Below are 16,364 nucleotides of genomic sequence, written 5' to 3'. Positions count from 1 at the left end.
GATTTTTAATATATAATGTATATGTGGTAGGCTAGCCATAAATGATTACTAATATTGTTGGTAAAATCGCTCGGTTAAAGATGCTCTTATATGAATATAAAGTTTATATAAATAAATTAATATATTGATTATAAATATGCAACTTCCATTGAATAAATTGAAATTATCAAAATTTAACGAATAAAAAGAAGTCAAAAATACGGCCTATTTGCAAATTTTATGTACTTCGTTTAATCCCTGGAATCCGTAGGCTAAAGTACACTATCTTTTTGAGTTTGGCGGTGAAAAAATTTTTAAGGATGCCGGGGCGAAGTCTGTGGCTTGCCGGGCTAGCACCCGGAGGTGGCCGAGGAGAAATGCCCGTCTCCCATTGGGCGGCATCGGTTGGGGCCCGGCGATCCGCTCGGTCCGCGCAAACTGCCGCATTGCATCGTCGGGGCTACCATCGAAACACTAAGCTCCTGGTCCGCTGTTGAAGAACAGGCTGTGCTACCGCAGTTTTCAGGGGCTGACATTATGTCTTTTATTCGATATAAAGGTGGCGTTTCTTGGGTGGTTTTAAGGTTTGTTTTTTCATACCTACTTCTTCGTTCTTTTGATTAAAAAAACCGACTTTTGCATGCAAAATCTTCCACCAATGTAGGATACTGTTTTTAAAGTTAGGAGGGCTCATGGACGAATTGGATACGCTGGTTGAACAAACCGAAATGCTACTGGCCGAAGGGAGCGAGGAGCAGCTTAAGGAGTATCTTGATGACCTGAATATATCGGATGTAGAAGCCCTCATCGATGAGCTACCGGAGTACGGGGCGAAGTTCATCGAAACGCTAAGTATCAACCGGGCCGTCCATGTATTCGGCATCCTCGATTTCCCTACGCAAGAGCGGATTTTCACGAAGCTCTCGGTACCGAAAATCACGGAACTGATCAACGAAATGCCGCCGGATGATCGGACATCTTTTTTCAGCGATTTGAAGGGCGATGTGGTGAAGCGATTGATCATCCTTTTACCCCCTTCCGAACGCAAGGAAGCACTGGCGTTATTGGGTTATCCGGAAGACAGTGTGGGCCGGCTGATGACGCCCGATTACATCACGGTAAAACAGCACTGGACCATCACCCGTGTGCTCGAGCATATCCGCAAATATGGGCGCGATTCCGAGACGATCGACGTGCTCTATGTCATCGATAAAAATGGCGAGCTGATGGACGATATCCGGATACGGAACATCCTGCTGGCGGACCCCGACACGCGGGTGCGGGACATCATGGACAGCCGCCTCATTGCGCTTAATGCAAACGACCCGCAGGAGGAGGCGATCAACGTGTTTCGGATGAACAACCGGGTAGCGCTCCCGGTGGTCGATGCGCAAGGCATCATGCTTGGCATCGTCACCATAGACGATATCCTCTGGCTGGCCAACGAAGAGTATACCGAAGACATGCAACGCATCGGTGGTACGGAAGCGTTGGACGAGCCGTACCTCGATGTGTCTATCCCGCATTTGGTAAAGAAACGTGCCGGGTGGCTTATCGTACTCTTTCTGGGGCAATTGCTCACTGCCACCGTACTTGAGCACTACGAAAGCCAGCTGGCAAGTGCGGTACTTATCTTGTTTATGCCCGTGATCCTGTCAAGCGGAGGCAACAGCGGGTCGCAGGCCTCCACATTGATTATCCAAGCGATGGCGCTCGGCGAGGTAACGCTCGTTGATTGGTGGCGTGTAATGCGGCGGGAGATTCTATCCGGATTACTGCTCGGACTGATATTAGGTGGCTTGGGTTTTCTGCGGGTATGTACTTGGCAGGCGTTTGCACACGCATATGGCGACCATTGGTTGCTGGTTGCGGTGGTGGTAAGCTTTTCACTTGTCGGGGTGGTGCTGTGGGGCTCGCTGGTAGGATCCATGTTGCCGTTCCTGCTGCGTAGGCTTGGCGCTGATCCGGCCTCGTCTTCGGCGCCGTTCGTATCCACGCTCGTGGATGTGACTGGGCTTATCATTTACTTCACAGTGGCCACCATCGTCCTGGCAGGTGTCTTGTTATGAAATGGACCAACATGTTGACAGGTTGGACGGCACTGATACTGTCCGTATCGGCCCTCTCAGCGCAGGAGAAACCCTCGGTTTTTCTGGATGCGGAGGTCGGCATAGACCGCTTTGCGGCCGGCGCCATGCATGCCGTTTTCCCGGTGGGTGCAAACCTGAAGGCAGGTCCGGTATTTGCATTTGCGGATGAATGGCGGCTCCGGCTGCGGCCCCACGCAGGGGTGAGGTTTTTTTCTAATAAGCTAGATGATTGGGTAACCGAGCAGTTGTTGGTGGTGAAATTAGGCGGGCAGGTAAGCTATGATGTGTTTTACCTGGGGCAAGCCACTTTCTTCCCCTACCTAGCCGCTGATTTCAATTGGGTGGCTAACTACGATGCAGAGAAGGAGGGCGATGGTGACGATGCAAATGTGACCTATTCGGATAGTTACCTGAAAGGAACCGGATTTTCGCAGGAGGCAGGATTGCGGGTGCAGGTGCGCGAGTGGTATGTGAAGTTCGGATACGAGCTTTTCAGCCCCCGGTTGAAGGTGCGGAAAAATGTGATCGATGATGATCTGGCCGCAGGCTACCTCACGCCGCGGAACCATCGTTTTAATTTCAATTCGTTTAACATCACGGTGGGAGCCATGCTGAGTTTATGATGGATGCATGCAGGAAAATATGGATGCTGGTCGCAATCGTGTCGTTGTGGTGCTGCAACGGTAAAGATACACTGTTAGACCTGTATCCCATGGAACCGATTGTCAATCCGGAAGTGGGCGTGCTGATCGGGGATAACCGTATTATCCACATCGATTTCGATGGGCGCCAGCAGATCAGCGGGATTACGGAGGCGGGAATATTTACGACCCCCGATAAATTCCGGTCGCTCGACTTTGAGCCCCACGCATGGCAAGCAACCGATGGTGTGGTTGCTTTCGGCGATGGTATCGTCGTGAATGCGCGAAACGGAGGTGCGTCATTCTCATTGCGGTATTCAACGGACAATGGGAAAACCTGGGAGGCGTACAGTGCTCCCCTCTTAGATGGACGCTTTCTTACCGGGGGTGGGGTGGTATCGGCCATGCAGTTATCGATCTCGGCAGATGGCTCCGTTTGGCTCCTCTGCCAGCACGGCACCGGCGGGGATCGGCGGATGTTGCTATATCAGGTCCACTTGGAGCAGCAACGGAGCGTATTGATGCTAGAAAAAGTGGGCGCTACGGCCTTGGCTTTCGGATTTGCGGATTCGGCACACGGCTGGGTGCTATATGGCGCGCTGGGTGATGGTGCAGGTCGTGTCCATGTGTTGCGGACGGAAAACGGTGGCCGGTTTTGGGCGGAGGCGGCAACACTGGCAATCGCCGGCCAACCGGCTGTTGCGGCCCTCGCGGTGGATCGCCTTTTGGTTTACGGCCGGGAAGGCGGCGTTTTCCGCTCGGTGGATGGCGGTATCTCATTTGAAGCGGCAACGGTCGGCGGCCCGATAGTGGCCTGCGAGGCCGCGTCGTCCGGTACCGTTTACGCGTTGCTAGAAAATGGGGTAGCCAAAAGTACAGATGGTGGACACACATGGACCACACTGGATGCCCGGGTGCACGGGGTGGAAGTAGCGGGTACGGTGTTGGATTTCCATGGGGAGCGAGCCGGTGTGGTTTATGGCCAAGACCGCGTATTCATCACCACCAACGGCGGGCAAAGCTGGGACGTGCTGGTGTATCCGTATGGCTATGTGGTTGACCATCCCGGCACGATTTAAGCGGGAAGAAGGGTAGTGATTGAAAGCTAGGGAATTGCGTTATTTTTGAAATATTTTTTGTTTATTCGGTGGAAAGTTCCGAATATTGCAGTCCCGAAAACGGGGTATACCAGCTACCATACTCCTGAATAGCTCAGCTGGTTAGAGCATCTGACTGTTAATCAGAGGGTCGCTGGTTCGAGCCCAGCTTCAGGAGCAAGATAAAAGAGCCTTACAGGAATGTGAGGCTTTTTTATTGCCGTAATCTGAAAATCTAGAGGGATGATTGGTCTTGTTAGGTCACCACGTCGATGACCACGTTTCCAATTTTTTGCCCCGTTTCCACATACCGATACGCATCCACGATTTGATTCAGCGAATAACGCCGATCAATCACCGGCTTAAAATGCCCTTCGGTAACCAGCTTACCCAACAGCTGGATGTCTTCTGTATTAAATCCGGGGATGGGGAAGATGACCTTGCGCCCACCGAAGATGGGGGTAAGTATTGCCAGGGGGACGTTCTCGCCATTTTTGCCTAGCTCGGTAGAAACATATATCCCGTTCTTTTCGAGCAGCGGCTTGCATTGGCGGAATGAACTTTTCCCGACGGCGTCGAAGATGAAATCAAACTTTTGGTTGGTCCGGGTGAAATCAGTGGCCAAGTAATCGACGACCACATCGGCGCCCAGGTGTTTTACGAGGTCTACATGCGGCGTAGCGCAGACAGCCGTTACATACGCGCCGAAATAGCGGAGCAGTTGTACGGCCGCAGATCCGATTGCGCCGGTGGCACCATTGACCAATACTTGCTGTCCAGCCTTTACTTTTGCCGCACGGATGTTAGCCAACGCGTAGTGCGCGCCTTCGGTAATCGGTGCCGCTTCATGGTAAGCAACGCAATCGGGTATCAAGGACAACGTGCTGTTCTCCGCGACAACTTTGTATTCCGCATGGCCACCGAAACGGCTGTCGTCGTAACCGAATACCCGGTCGCCGATATGGAACAGGGTAACTTCTTCGCCCACGGCAGCGATTTCACCGGCAAATTCGTTTCCTAGTACCGTCGTGTGCGGCCTGAAAAGTCCGCTCCAGAACCGGCTTACGAAGTACTCCGCACTCCGGAAGCCGCAATCTGTTCGGTTTACCGTGGTGGCGTGAATTTTTATGAGCACTTCGTTGGGACCCGGTTGGAGCTTGTCGGTTTCCACTACCGAAACTACTTCCGGAGGACCGTATCTGGTGTACTTGGCTGCCTTCATTACCTTTAAGCGTTTGCTTTACCGCTCACTTGCGTTGCAATAAAGGTAGTACTTTGGTGTTAACTTTTTATTAAATCCCTCATTTGCCAACGTCTTACAATTATCGCACAAGCTGTTTTATTTGCCGATGTAAACCTATACCTTTGCGCCCAAATTGAATATTACCATGAGCTTAGTCATTATCGGAACCATTGCTTACGACGCGATAGAAACACCTTTCGGAAAAACGGATAAGATTGTTGGTGGGGCGGCGATGTTTGCCGGAATTGCGGCCTCTTATCTTTATGACCGGGTGAAGCTGGTCAGCGTGGTGGGTGAGGATTTCGGTGACGATAACCTGAATACCATGCGGTCAAAGGGAATCAACCTGGACGGCGTACAGGTTAAAAAAGGTGAAAAATCCTTTTTTTGGTCGGGCAAGTATCACAACGATATGAACAGCCGCGACACGTTGATCACTGAGCTCAATGTGTTGGCCGATTTCGATCCAATCGTTCCAGACAGTTACCAGGATTGCGAATACTTGCTGCTGGGCAATTTGACCCCACAAGTACAGCTAACAACGCTAGACCGGTTGCAGCGCAAGCCTAAACTCGTAGTACTGGATACCATGAACTTTTGGATGGATATCGCATTGGATGATTTGCTTCGTGTGCTGAAGCGTGTGGATGTGCTAACCATCAACGATGCGGAAGCGCGTCAACTCTCTGGGGAGTATTCGTTGGTTAAAGCTGCGGAGAAAATCCTGCAACTTGGGCCTAGGTACCTGATTATAAAAAAGGGGGAGCATGGTGCCCTCCTGTTTGGTGAAGACCGGATCTTTGCTGCACCGGCCCTACCGCTCGCCGAGGTTTACGACCCAACAGGCGCTGGCGATGCATTTGCGGGGGGCTTTGTGGGTTATTTGGCCAGAGTGGGTACGGTGAATTTCAATAATATGAAAAACGCGGTTATTTTTGGCTCAGTGCTGGCTTCATTCTGTGTGGAGAAATTTGGTGCGGAACGACTCCGTGAATTAGACAGCAGCCTCATTAACGAACGTATCGAGCGGTTTACGGAACTCAGTAAATTTGATATCTAAGGGCGTAACTTTTACCTCAGCACGCCAACAACTTCAAACCGCGAAAACACGTCGTCCGCGTGCGGAGCATCCGCCAATTCATCGGTAAGGTCTTGCCCTGCCCAATGTTCATAGTGCATGCCGCGGTACCAAAGGCGGCTTGTAGATACGTCATAGATATATCCGCGGTAGGCAATCCATATTTCCGATTTATCTTGGCCGTTTCGTAGTGCCAATTGTGATGTTGAATAAACAGGCAGCTCGCCCCGCCGATTAGATTCGCTCATACTTATAGGCGTGCAATGCTTTCTTCATCGTGCGTCGTGCCACATGGATACGCGTTTTTACCGTACCGATTGGGATATGGAGGTGTTCGGAAATCTCATGGTATTTATACCCTTCGAAATACATACTAAAAGGCACATAGTATTCTTCGGATAGGCCTGCCATTGCCTCCTTGATGTCTTCCATCACGAATTTATTCTCACCGGCGTTGGTGGCCGCACTGTGGACCAAGTGCGCATTGGAGATTTCATCGGATTGGGAAACCAACCCGCTGGTTTTTACGAAACGCCGGTAATTATTGATGAAGGTATTTTTCATGATGGTATATAACCATCCTTTGAGGTTGGTGCCTTCTTTGAACTTGCCATGGTAGGTCACCGCCTTCAGCATGGTGTCTTGCACTAAATCATTGGCGTCCTCGTCATCGCGAGTAAAATGCAGTGCATAGCCTCTCAATGACTCCGTGTGTTGCACCACTAATGTGTTAAACTCAAATCTCGTCATCTTTTTACGGTTTAAGGGGGTCCAGGCTTGGGGCCCGAATCTCCATGTTAAACAATTTTATGATACCAAATAAGCGGTCGCAATGCCTATTGGGAAAACCTGACGTTTTACTTCGGTCTACTTAGTGTCGCGTTAGTTACTGCAAGTATCGTGCTAATCGGATGGTAAGCCACGTACCATAAGGCCAATTTACAATAAAATTTCAATTATTTCATAAAATATTTACTTCCCGTTCCAAGGTGATGCCGAACTGTGCCTCCACATCGGCAATGATCTGCTCGGATAGATCGTAAATAGATGTCCCTGAAGCGTTTCCGTGGTTTACCAGCACCAGCGCCTGGTTTTTCCAAGTGCCCGCATCGCCCATGCGCTTTCCTTTCCAGCCGCATTGTTCGATCAGCCATCCGGCTGCAATTTTAACCCGATCGGTGCCCGCCGGGTAAAACACGAAATTCCTGTCTGGAAAAGTAGACTGTAGCTGCTTCAAATACTGTACGGGCACAATCGGGTTCTTAAAGAAGCTGCCCGAATTGCCAATGGTGGATGGATCCGGGAGCTTGTCTGTACGGATTGAAGAAACCACGGAGGCGATATCTGCGATGGTCGGTTCGGTGATGCACCGCTTTTCCAATTCGGCATGGATAGCGCCATAGGATGTGTTGAATGTTGGTTTGAGCGATAGTTGCAAGGTTACTTCGGTGATGATAAATCGGCCCTTTGCTTCACGTTTGAAATAGCTCTCGCGGTAGGAAAACCGACAGGCTTCTTTATCAAATGTAGAAAACTCCCCACGATGTGTATCGAAAACGCGGCAACTTGCAAAAACGTCTTGCAGCTCCACACCGTAAGCACCTATGTTTTGTATGGGCGCGGCTCCTACCGTGCCGGGGATAAGGGCTAGGTTTTCGATGCCCGCAAACTGGCGATCCACGCAATACCACACCAATTCGTTCCAGATTACGCCGGCCCCTGCCGAGACCATAACCGTGTTCCCGGAAACGGTATGGCGGATGCCGGGTATATTCATATGGATTACCAATCCATCATAATCTTTGGTGAATAGGATATTGCTGCCACCCCCCAAGATCAATAGCGGTTGCTGTGTGAGCGCCGGATGTTCAGCGAATAGCCGTGCAAGCGATTCTTCCGAACGGATTTCAATGTATTGTTTTGCGAATGCTTCCACACCGAATGTGTTGTATTGCTTAAGCGGGAAGTGTTCTTTGACCGATCGTTCCATAAAATTTGACTGATATGCTCAACTATTCAAAATAATGACTACCTTTAACATAGCGTTTCGTTGGGCCAACTGTGCCCAGCCGAGCGCTCAAAGATAACAGATTGACCTGACAGCACAACTAAGTTGATTGCATCATGATTAATGCAGACAAAAAGCGTACGCAGATATTAGAGGCCGCCAAGCGACGATTTGCACACTTTGGGTTGGCTAAGACCACCATGGCCGAGATAGCCCAGGACCTGTCTTTCTCCAAAGCATTGCTGTATTATTATTTCCCCGATAAAAATGCACTGTATGCTGCCGTGCTGGAGCACGTCATCAACCAGTCATTCGAAGAAATGGATGCGGTGGTGCCTACGATTGCCGATTGCCGCGAAGCGATGATGTTTGTGCTGGATAAGCGCATCGAATTTGTGACGCGGTACTATAACCTGCTGGAATACTCCATTTCGGCCGTGCAGCAGGTGCCGGATGCGATGGCGTGTGTGCTGGAAGATTCCAAAGACAAGGAGCGCGGTCTCCTTGCCAAGATTCTCCAAAAAGGGATCGATACCGGCCAATTGGAGGTGGATGACGTAGACGAAGCCGCCGAAATACTGCTTTTTGCATTGGTGGGCATGCGGTTCAGTATACTGAAAGACATACAGGGCATGCTATTCCCCACTAAAGACGAGTTCGACCGGATACTGGTCCTCCAAAAGAAGATGGCTGCGGTATTTTTGAGGGGGTTGGAGAAAGCGAGCGCTTAGTTATCGACTTCCAGCCGCTGACCGTTGCCCTGCAGGATGCGATTTACAATCTGCTGTGCGTGGATACGCGAATTTTCTATGAACCAAAGGTGGGTGTTCATGCCGCCGCACACCACCCCGGCCAAGAAAAGGCCCGGTATGTTGGTTTCCATGGTTTCGGGGTGATGGAAGGGGACCCGTGATGGGTCGGGGGCCAAGCTGATCCCTATTTTTTCCAGGAAAGCAAAGTCGGGCTGGTAGCCCGTGAGCGCCAAAACGAAATCGTTATCGATGGTGATGGGCCCCTCCGGCGTAAGAATATCGACTTCCTTGGGCCGTATCTCGGTAAGCCGGCTATTGAACAGCGCGCGGACCTCTCCATTGGCGATCCGGTTTTCGATATCGGGACGGACCCAATATTTCACCCGCGGGCCGATCTGTTCGCCACGGACCACCAAGGTCACGTCGGCCCCCTTGCGGTAGGTCTCCAATGCAGCGTCTATCGACGAATTGCTGGCACCTACTACCACCACTTTTTGGCCTGCATAGTAATGTGGGTCGTTGTAGTAATGGCTTACCTTGGGGAGTTCCTCCCCCGCAATATCCAGTAGGCAGGGTATATCGTAAAAACCGGTGGCAACAATTACATGCCGGGCCGCGTAGGTTGCCTTCAAGGTGCTGACGGTGAAGTCGCAAGCACCCTTCTTGACCAGGGTTACTTCTTCAAACAAGTGGATGTTCAGCTCAAACTGCTGCTGGATACGCCGGTAGTATTCGAGTGCCTCGGCACGCTTTGGTTTTGGGCTGGTCGATACGAAGGGGATATTCCCTATTTCCAACCGTTCGGAAGTAGAGAAGAAGGTCATGTTTTGCGGATAGCGGTATAGCGAATTGACCAAGCACCCCCGCTCAACGATGAGGTAAGTCAATCCGGCTGCTTTGGCGGCTATGCCGCAGGCCAACCCGATGGGGCCGCCACCAATGATGAGCACGTCGATAGACGCTGAAGATATTTCCATGTGGTACAAAGATAAGTTACAGACAGACGAAAAACAACCGAGGGGGGTAGGGGCTATTGGCCAACTCCTTTGCGTGGTGTCGGTTGTTTCTTCAAGTCGTTGCAAACGTTGTTCAAGTCGGCCGCGATTCGTTTCAAGAATTGGAGTTGGTCGGTGATCAGCCTTAATTCTTCCGAGTCGATGTTGTTGTCGTCAATATCCGACGGACTGCTGATCTCAATTTCTTCAAATACTTCGTCGTCGTCTTCTGCATCGGCATCGAAGAGGCGGATACTCTGGGCGAGCAACGAGAGGGTTTTCCGCACGGTCTTTACCTGGTCTCCCGTTAAGGACGTTTCGGACGCTTCCTGCACATGATTGAGCAACGTTACCGAATAAGAAGAGAGAATATGGTTGAACACCACGAACCTGTTGACGTCCCTCATATCCTTTTGCTTGCTCTTCGGCTCGGTCATCATCCGTTGGAAAGCCGACGCCATATTGGCGGTGGTAACGTATACTTCCTTGCGGGCCAGTTTGTACTCGGTTACATTCGGTGGTTGGCCCGCGATTATTTTAAGGGCCTGGGCGATGTATTGGTAATTGGCGATGAGTAATTTGCGCATGGTGCCGTATACCTGCACGCTTTCCCAGCTGGGTAGTATCACATAACTGGAAAGAAATGCCAGGCCCGATCCGATCAGCGTATCAATGATGCGTTCCTGAAGTATGGAAAGCGTGTTCATCCCCAAGAAACTAAAAAGGATGAGGACGTAGGGTGTCATAAACATCACGCTAACTACGTAGCTGATCCGTATTAAGCTAAACGTAGCCACCATAAAGAGCAGCAGCAGCATAAAAAGGGATGTTTCATCCTTTACCACCAGCAAGATGACGGCACCTGCCACGCCTCCGATAACTGTACCGACAAGCCGTTGGAAATTGCGCTCTTTAGTCAAGCTGAATCCGGGTTTTAGAATAACCATGATGGTTAGCAGTATCCAATAACCATGGGTACCCACATCAAAGGTAAGGGACACGAGGTATCCGATACCCATCACAATCGCCATGCGGAGGGAATGCCTGAATAGGGTCGATTTTATCGTCAGGTTTTCCCGTAACTTTTTAATGTCTATGTCTTTGTGTTCAATGAATTTGCTGAGGTCGGTTTCTTCCTTCCGCAATGAATTTTTCGCTTTGAGATCAAAGTAACTGTATAGCGAATCCATACGCTGTACGAGGTTACGGATATTGATCAGCACTTTACGCAGTGGCAAGGTGTTGAGCTGGTCTTTTTTTTCAACGCGGTCAATAGCAGCGCGTATCCGTTCCAAATCTGTTTTGAAGTTGTACAGTGCCCTGGGTTTTTTATTGGCATTGATTTGATACGATAAATGTTCGAGTTCATTTCCAATCCGCCGGATCGTTACATGGAACTGCTGCAATACACCGGTTGGCCCAAACTGTTCGCGGATAGCATCGTAATCATAGTGCGTAGCCATGCTCTGTTCGAACAGGTCGATGATGTCCGTGAAAATCAAGATCAGCAGCCGGCCTATTTCAGTGGTGTCCCTGATTTTTTTCTTTCCCCTGAATAGCTGGTCGCGGACATTATCCTGGTGGGTGCTAACCGTGATTTGCTGGTCGATCAACGCGCGGTAATTCTTTTCCGTATCCAGTTCGGATGCATAGAAGTTGGCCTTGATACGGATATAGTCGGCTACATTTAAAATTGATTCGGCAAGCTCCTGCTGCGCTTGGCGGTATGGCCTTACCTGGTGCAGTGAAAGGCTCAGCAGCGTATACCATACACAGCCCGCCAAGATGTAGAGGAGGTAGTTGCCCACGTTTAACGAAGGGTCGTCCATGGCGCTGATGCTAAGCACCATGATAAGGATACCCATCGTGCCCACCGATGAAGCGCGTGCACCATAAACGGCAAACATGGAAAACAGAAAAGATAACGCCATCAGGGTAACCACCAGTAAGAGCGGGATGCCGCTGGTAAGGTTCGTAAGGAGCGCCGCCACCAAGACCGACAGTGTACAGAAAAACATGCCGTTCCGCCGGTGGTGCAGCGGCCCCGGAGTATCGGATAAGCCAACAGCCATTGCGCCCAACGACACGATGATACCGGTTTGGAGGCTGCCAAACGCAGAGAATACCAACGCCGGAACAATGGTGCCAAAGGTAAGGCGAAGGCCGTCGGAGAAGTACTGGCTATAAAAAAAATTCTGGATATCTTTCGCCTTACTCATGCATAGACGGATGGTAGGCGCAAAGATACATAAAAACCTGGGTTCGATTATTCTTTGTCGGCTCAGAAATCCAATAAATAGCGATAGGCAAGGCGCCTTTGTGCAGGCATATCGGGATAAGTCAAGCGAAGGCAACGCCGCATAGCGTGTTTATTGGGTTAGCTTTGTCAGTTTTATCACTTTGAAATCGCCATCTTCTTCCTGAAAGCTCCTCGAAATAGCCCGCTATTCCGTCGTCGTTCTCAGTTGAATATGACCCTTTCAAAGCGTTCTGAGCAACAAATAATAAGCGAACTCAGGTTTAAGGATTGTGATAAGTACAGTGATAGGTAGCTACAAAATACCCAATAGTAGGTATTTGAATGTCGCCACCGCATCGGTAGGTTTGTTGGGTCAACCTATGGTAGCCCGATGGGCTATCGTAATTGGCGGTGAGTTTACGTTTAACCAATTTTAACCATGGCAAACAAGCAAATGAATCACGAAATGGATCAACTGGCGGCGATGTTCTCGCAGTTGGGGAAAGCAGCGGCACAGCTGACCGCTGACCTCAGTGATGCCCCCAACGGGAAAGTGGCTGATGCCCATTCCCATCATAAAGACGTAGGCACCACTTGGCAACAAATCGGGACCCTGCCGATTTCCGAAGCGGTTTGACCTGCGCCATGCCGCGCTGCCCTACGAACCGAGTTGCCCAAGAATAACGATTGACCTTACGCTTGGCCGTGTTTTGGTCCGGGCCATCCCATTGCTTTTTGAATTGCTGTATTACAAAAAAAATGGTAGTATTGTAGCACAATAGTCAATAGCCTGGATTAATAACTGGTCTACCAATCATGGAAACACGCGTTATCATAGCTGACGATCACCCCGTTGTTGTACAAGGAATCAAGGACGTGCTTGGAGAGAGCGGCCGTTTTCACGTAGTTGCGACTTTCCAAGAGGGTAGGGCATTGTTGCAGTCGCCTATGCTGGCCTCCGCCGATGTGCTGCTGCTCGACCTCAATATGCCAGGGGTAGATGGTTTGCAGGCGTTGGATGAACTAAGCAAGTTAAAGTTGCCGCTCAACGTTGTTGTGGTAACAACCTACCTGTCTTCGCAACTTGCCGAGCAATGCAGGGAAGCCGGAGCAAGCGGCTACCTCGTTAAATCGGAAGACCTGTACCAATTGACCAGTACAATCGATAGGGTTTTGGCGGGCGAGAAGGTATTCCCCGATTTTTCCCAGCAACCACAATCGGCCCCTACTGATTTTTCCTATTTCGATGAGTTCTTGAAAAAATACAAGCTCACCAAACGCGAGGTGGAAATTATCCGGTTGGTCTGCGATGATTTCCATTCCAAAGAAATCGCCGATAGGCTTTTCCTCTCAACGTTTACTGTCCAGACGCACCGACGCAACATCGTAAAGAAGCTCGGACTGGATGATTCAAAGATTTCGTTGTACCGCTTTGCCGCCGAAAACGGAATCATTTAATTTTCTTATTTTTAATTTTTCTTTATTTTTTTTGGTGTTTTTGCAACAAATACGGCCAATTGTTTGATAAATATTCATATATTTGGTGGTTTTGTGGATTTTTGATATGTTGGGTGGTCGGGCAGACTTGAATCCTGCATGATGGAAAAGCAAACAACGGTATCATCAATAAATAATTTCGAATGAATTTAAGTAAAAAGCAAGCAGTCTTCGAAAGCGAAGTGCTCACCCGTTTTGAATTGTTCAATAGCCTGTTTATGACATTGCCGTTTTATCAGGTAAAACACACGGGTACGTTGCTGCCGTTCTTTACCACTCATTGTGAACGCGGCGTTGCCGAAAAATTAAATCCCGAAGCAATCATTGAGAGCTTTTTCGGGCAATATGAACAATACGTCGGTGAGTCGGACCGGATCGACCTGTTGTTCCGGATCATCCAGTATATCGAACGGCAAGTGGTGCTTTTTGATGCAGTGGAAGATGCCGCGTTTAAGAAAACAGGGCGCTCGGACGAAGCAGGGCTATTGGACTCGGTATTTGCCGAAACCGAAACCAACAAGGAACTCCGGAGTAAACTGGTCGATAAATTGAGTGATTTTTCTTTGCGGTTGGTGTTGACTGCACACCCTACGCAATTCTATCCGGGACCGGTTTTGGCGATTATGACCGACTTGATTGAGGCCCTGAAAAAGAACGACATCCATAATATACACCTTTTACTCCAACAGCTGGGGAAGACGCCGTTCATGAAGAAAGATAAGCCCACACCGGTGGATGAGGCCGTTAGCCTCGCCTGGTTCCTGGAGAATGTGTTCTATCGTGTCGCCTCGGCTATCCAATCTAAGATTGACGACGAGTTCGACCTTCCGGTCGATGAGAATAAGAGTTTGGTTGAATTGGGATTCTGGCCTGGCGGTGACCGCGATGGCAATCCCAATGTAACCGTAGAGAGCACCAAACGTGTTGCCTTGTTACTCCGCACGGTGTTGTTCAGGTGCTACTATCGTGATTTCGGTACGCTCAAGCGGCGTATCACTTTCAAAGGAGTGGAAAAGTACATGGATGTGTTGCAGGATCTGATTTACGAAAACAGCTTTAACCCACCCGAAAATCCGGAAAATGTAAAGTCGGTAATCATCCATAACCTGAAAGAGATTAAACGGGTGTTGGCAGACTACCACGATGGTCTGTTTGTGGAGTTGGTGGACGACCTGTTGCGAAAGGTGCGGATATTTGGGTGCTTCTTTGCCACCCTCGACCTGCGGCAGGATAGCAGCATCCTTCGGAAAACCCATGCCTACCTTCGTGAAAAATACGCCGGCAAGCTAGGCGAAGCGAGTGATTTCGAGCAGCTCGATGAGCGCGGTAAACAGGCAACGATGAAATTCGAGGAGTATGATCTGCCCGTGGGCGATGATGCACCACCACTGGTGGCCGATACATTGGAAGTAATCCGTCACATAGGTGATATCCAGCGGTCGGGCGGTGAGCGTGCCGCCCAGCGGTTTATCATCAGCAATTGCCAGCAAGCATCCGATATATTGGAACTGATGGAGCTCTTTTTATGGAGTGGGTGGCAGCGAGAAGCGCTGCACATCGATTTCGTACCGCTGTTCGAAACGGTCGATGACCTGCATCGGGCGGCATCGGTCATGGAGGTTTTATATACGCACGCGCCGTATGCGGCACATCTGAAACGGCGCGGCAATAAGCAAACCATCATGTTGGGTTTCTCAGACAGTACGAAAGACGGTGGGTACCTCATGGCCAATTGGTCGATTTACAAAGCTAAAATAGAGCTAACCGCCATGGCACGTGAGTACGATGTGGACCTGGTGTTTTTTGACGGGCGGGGCGGCCCCCCGGCCCGCGGCGGCGGGAAAACCCAGCGTTTCTATGCATCCATGGGCAAAGAAATTGCAAACGACCATATCCAGCTCACCATACAGGGCCAGACCATCAGCAGCCAGTACGGGTCGTTGGATACTGCGCAATATAACATTGAGCAATTGCTGCATGCGGGCATTACCTCGCATATCGAGCAACGCAGTGGCGACACACTCTCTGAGGAGAATAAGAAACTATTTGGGTATATGGCCCAGGTGAGTCACGATCAGTTCCTGGCGCTGCGCCACGATCCGTTGTTCCTCAAGTACCTTGAGCGGTTGAGCCCCCTCAAATTCTTATCCCAAATCAATATCAGTAGCCGGCCGGTAAAGCGCAATTCGGATAGAGAACTGCGTTTGGAAGACCTGAGGGCTATCAGTTTCGTTACTTCCTGGAGCCAACTGAAGCAAAACATACCCGGCTTTTATGGAGTGGGCACGGCGTTGGAGGAAGCTGAAAAGGCAGGCAAGTGGGACCAGGTGAAAGAGCTTTACGAGACCTCGCGGATGTTCCAAACCATTATTGACAACTGCATGATGTCGATGTCCAAGTCAAACTTTGAGCTGACTTCGTACATCCAACACGATGAGGTTTTCGGTGATTTCTGGAAAAAGATGCGCGACGAGTTCGAGCGTACCACGAAATACGTGCTGAAACTCAGTGGCAGCAAAGTACTGATGCAGAATTATCCGGTTGAGCGCGAGTCCATCGCCATGCGGGAAAAAATCGTATTGCCTTTGCTGATTATCCAGCACTATGCCATACGTAAACTACAGGCCGGTGGACTCGACGAAAAGGAGAGTGAGGTATTTTCGAAGCTGATTACGCGCACCATCTACGGCGTGGTCAATGCGGGCAGGAACTTGGCGTAATCGGTCGGTGCCCACAAATTTGTTG

At 50.0% G+C, this 16,364-nt stretch carries 14 protein-coding genes and 1 tRNA gene; 9 read left to right on the top strand and 6 right to left on the bottom strand.

The genetic code is table 11. The annotated features are described in order from the left end of the window. Nucleotides 1-671: 671 nt before the first annotated feature. From mgtE to ACEVG1_RS11940, 4 genes are all read left to right on the top strand, one after another. Nucleotides 672-2,048: a magnesium transporter gene (gene mgtE / locus ACEVG1_RS11955; protein ID WP_374743911.1), complete on the top strand. Its 1,377-nt coding sequence runs from the start codon at nt 672-674 to the stop codon at nt 2,046-2,048. Nucleotides 2,049-2,059: 11 nt separating this feature from the next. Further along, complete coding sequence (locus tag ACEVG1_RS11950) at nt 2,060-2,692, top strand: hypothetical protein (protein WP_374743910.1); 633 nt, start codon at nt 2,060-2,062, stop codon at nt 2,690-2,692. A 23-nt stretch (nt 2,693-2,715) separates the two neighbouring features. Next, nucleotides 2,716-3,789, top strand: a complete 1,074-nt coding sequence (locus ACEVG1_RS11945; protein ID WP_374743909.1) for a WD40/YVTN/BNR-like repeat-containing protein — start codon at nt 2,716-2,718, stop codon at nt 3,787-3,789. Nucleotides 3,790-3,911: 122 nt separating this feature from the next. After that, nucleotides 3,912-3,985, top strand: a tRNA-Asn gene (locus ACEVG1_RS11940). A 78-nt stretch (nt 3,986-4,063) separates the two neighbouring features. Here the strand turns inward: ACEVG1_RS11940 and ACEVG1_RS11935 are convergent. After that, nucleotides 4,064-5,029 (bottom strand): NAD(P)-dependent alcohol dehydrogenase, encoded by a 966-nt coding sequence (locus ACEVG1_RS11935; RefSeq protein ID WP_374743908.1) that lies wholly within the window; start codon nt 5,027-5,029, stop codon nt 4,064-4,066. Between the two features lie 166 nt (nt 5,030-5,195). Between ACEVG1_RS11935 and ACEVG1_RS11930 the strand changes: the two genes are divergently transcribed. Next, nucleotides 5,196-6,110 (top strand): PfkB family carbohydrate kinase, encoded by a 915-nt coding sequence (locus ACEVG1_RS11930; protein ID WP_374743907.1) that lies wholly within the window; start codon nt 5,196-5,198, stop codon nt 6,108-6,110. 11 nt (nt 6,111-6,121) lie between these two features. Here the strand turns inward: ACEVG1_RS11930 and ACEVG1_RS11925 are convergent, their stop codons facing one another. The 3 genes from ACEVG1_RS11925 to murB form a co-directional block, all read right to left on the bottom strand. Next, nucleotides 6,122-6,376, bottom strand: coding sequence for a cytochrome b5 domain-containing protein (locus ACEVG1_RS11925; RefSeq protein ID WP_374743906.1), 255 nt, complete (start codon nt 6,374-6,376; stop codon nt 6,122-6,124). After that, on the bottom strand, nt 6,363-6,878 hold the full coding sequence (locus ACEVG1_RS11920) for an RNA polymerase sigma factor (protein WP_374743905.1): 516 nt from the start codon (nt 6,876-6,878) through the stop codon (nt 6,363-6,365). The genes ACEVG1_RS11925 and ACEVG1_RS11920 overlap by 14 nt, the downstream gene beginning before the upstream one ends. 211 nt (nt 6,879-7,089) lie before the next feature. Beyond that, entirely contained in the window at nt 7,090-8,118 is a 1,029-nt protein-coding gene (murB, locus tag ACEVG1_RS11915) for a UDP-N-acetylmuramate dehydrogenase (RefSeq protein WP_374743904.1), read from the bottom strand. 134 nt (nt 8,119-8,252) lie between these two features. On the opposite strand from murB, the gene ACEVG1_RS11910 reads away from it, so the two are divergent. Next, nucleotides 8,253-8,867: a TetR/AcrR family transcriptional regulator gene (locus ACEVG1_RS11910; RefSeq protein WP_374743903.1), complete on the top strand. Its 615-nt coding sequence runs from the start codon at nt 8,253-8,255 to the stop codon at nt 8,865-8,867. Here ACEVG1_RS11910 and ACEVG1_RS11905 read toward each other — a convergent pair. Together ACEVG1_RS11905 and ACEVG1_RS11900 are read right to left on the bottom strand one after the other, a co-directional pair. Next, nucleotides 8,864-9,865 (bottom strand): YpdA family putative bacillithiol disulfide reductase, encoded by a 1,002-nt coding sequence (locus ACEVG1_RS11905; protein WP_374743902.1) that lies wholly within the window; start codon nt 9,863-9,865, stop codon nt 8,864-8,866. The genes ACEVG1_RS11910 and ACEVG1_RS11905 overlap by 4 nt on opposite strands. Nucleotides 9,866-9,918: 53 nt before the next feature. After that, on the bottom strand, nt 9,919-12,102 hold the full coding sequence (locus ACEVG1_RS11900; RefSeq protein WP_374743901.1) for an FUSC family membrane protein: 2,184 nt from the start codon (nt 12,100-12,102) through the stop codon (nt 9,919-9,921). Between the two features lie 459 nt (nt 12,103-12,561). On the opposite strand from ACEVG1_RS11900, the gene ACEVG1_RS11895 reads away from it, so the two are divergent. From ACEVG1_RS11895 to ACEVG1_RS11885, 3 genes are all read left to right on the top strand, one after another. Further along, the gene (locus tag ACEVG1_RS11895; protein WP_374743900.1) at nt 12,562-12,759 is read left to right on the top strand and encodes a hypothetical protein; all 198 of its coding nucleotides are present in this window, start codon (nt 12,562-12,564) and stop codon (nt 12,757-12,759) included. A gap of 179 nt (nt 12,760-12,938) precedes the next feature. Next, complete coding sequence (locus ACEVG1_RS11890; RefSeq protein ID WP_374743899.1) at nt 12,939-13,580, top strand: response regulator; 642 nt, start codon at nt 12,939-12,941, stop codon at nt 13,578-13,580. A gap of 182 nt (nt 13,581-13,762) precedes the next feature. Beyond that, complete coding sequence (locus ACEVG1_RS11885; RefSeq protein WP_374743898.1) at nt 13,763-16,339, top strand: phosphoenolpyruvate carboxylase; 2,577 nt, start codon at nt 13,763-13,765, stop codon at nt 16,337-16,339. Nucleotides 16,340-16,364: the final 25 nt, after the last annotated feature.

The sequence above is a fragment of the Parapedobacter sp. 2B3 genome (assembly GCF_041925275.1).
Classification (GTDB): Bacteria; Bacteroidota; Bacteroidia; order Sphingobacteriales; family Sphingobacteriaceae; genus Parapedobacter; species Parapedobacter pyrenivorans_A.
This window is presented reverse-complemented; position numbering and strand designations above follow the sequence as displayed.

Bases quoted from the DNA above. Each gene is read 5' to 3' on its own strand.
- mgtE (WP_374743911.1), top strand. From the start codon at position 672: ATGGACGAATTGGATACGCTGGTTGAACAAACCGAAATGCTACTGGCC.
- ACEVG1_RS11950 (WP_374743910.1), top strand. From the start codon at position 2,060: ATGTTGACAGGTTGGACGGCACTGATACTGTCCGTATCGGCCCTCTCA.
- ACEVG1_RS11945 (WP_374743909.1), top strand. From the start codon at position 2,716: ATGCTGGTCGCAATCGTGTCGTTGTGGTGCTGCAACGGTAAAGATACA.
- ACEVG1_RS11935 (WP_374743908.1), bottom strand. From the start codon at position 5,029: ATGAAGGCAGCCAAGTACACCAGATACGGTCCTCCGGAAGTAGTTTCG.
- ACEVG1_RS11930 (WP_374743907.1), top strand. From the start codon at position 5,196: ATGAGCTTAGTCATTATCGGAACCATTGCTTACGACGCGATAGAAACA.
- ACEVG1_RS11925 (WP_374743906.1), bottom strand. From the start codon at position 6,376: ATGAGCGAATCTAATCGGCGGGGCGAGCTGCCTGTTTATTCAACATCA.
- ACEVG1_RS11920 (WP_374743905.1), bottom strand. From the start codon at position 6,878: ATGACGAGATTTGAGTTTAACACATTAGTGGTGCAACACACGGAGTCA.
- murB (WP_374743904.1), bottom strand. From the start codon at position 8,118: ATGGAACGATCGGTCAAAGAACACTTCCCGCTTAAGCAATACAACACA.
- ACEVG1_RS11910 (WP_374743903.1), top strand. From the start codon at position 8,253: ATGATTAATGCAGACAAAAAGCGTACGCAGATATTAGAGGCCGCCAAG.
- ACEVG1_RS11905 (WP_374743902.1), bottom strand. From the start codon at position 9,865: ATGGAAATATCTTCAGCGTCTATCGACGTGCTCATCATTGGTGGCGGC.
- ACEVG1_RS11900 (WP_374743901.1), bottom strand. From the start codon at position 12,102: ATGAGTAAGGCGAAAGATATCCAGAATTTTTTTTATAGCCAGTACTTC.
- ACEVG1_RS11895 (WP_374743900.1), top strand. From the start codon at position 12,562: ATGGCAAACAAGCAAATGAATCACGAAATGGATCAACTGGCGGCGATG.
- ACEVG1_RS11890 (WP_374743899.1), top strand. From the start codon at position 12,939: ATGGAAACACGCGTTATCATAGCTGACGATCACCCCGTTGTTGTACAA.
- ACEVG1_RS11885 (WP_374743898.1), top strand. From the start codon at position 13,763: ATGAATTTAAGTAAAAAGCAAGCAGTCTTCGAAAGCGAAGTGCTCACC.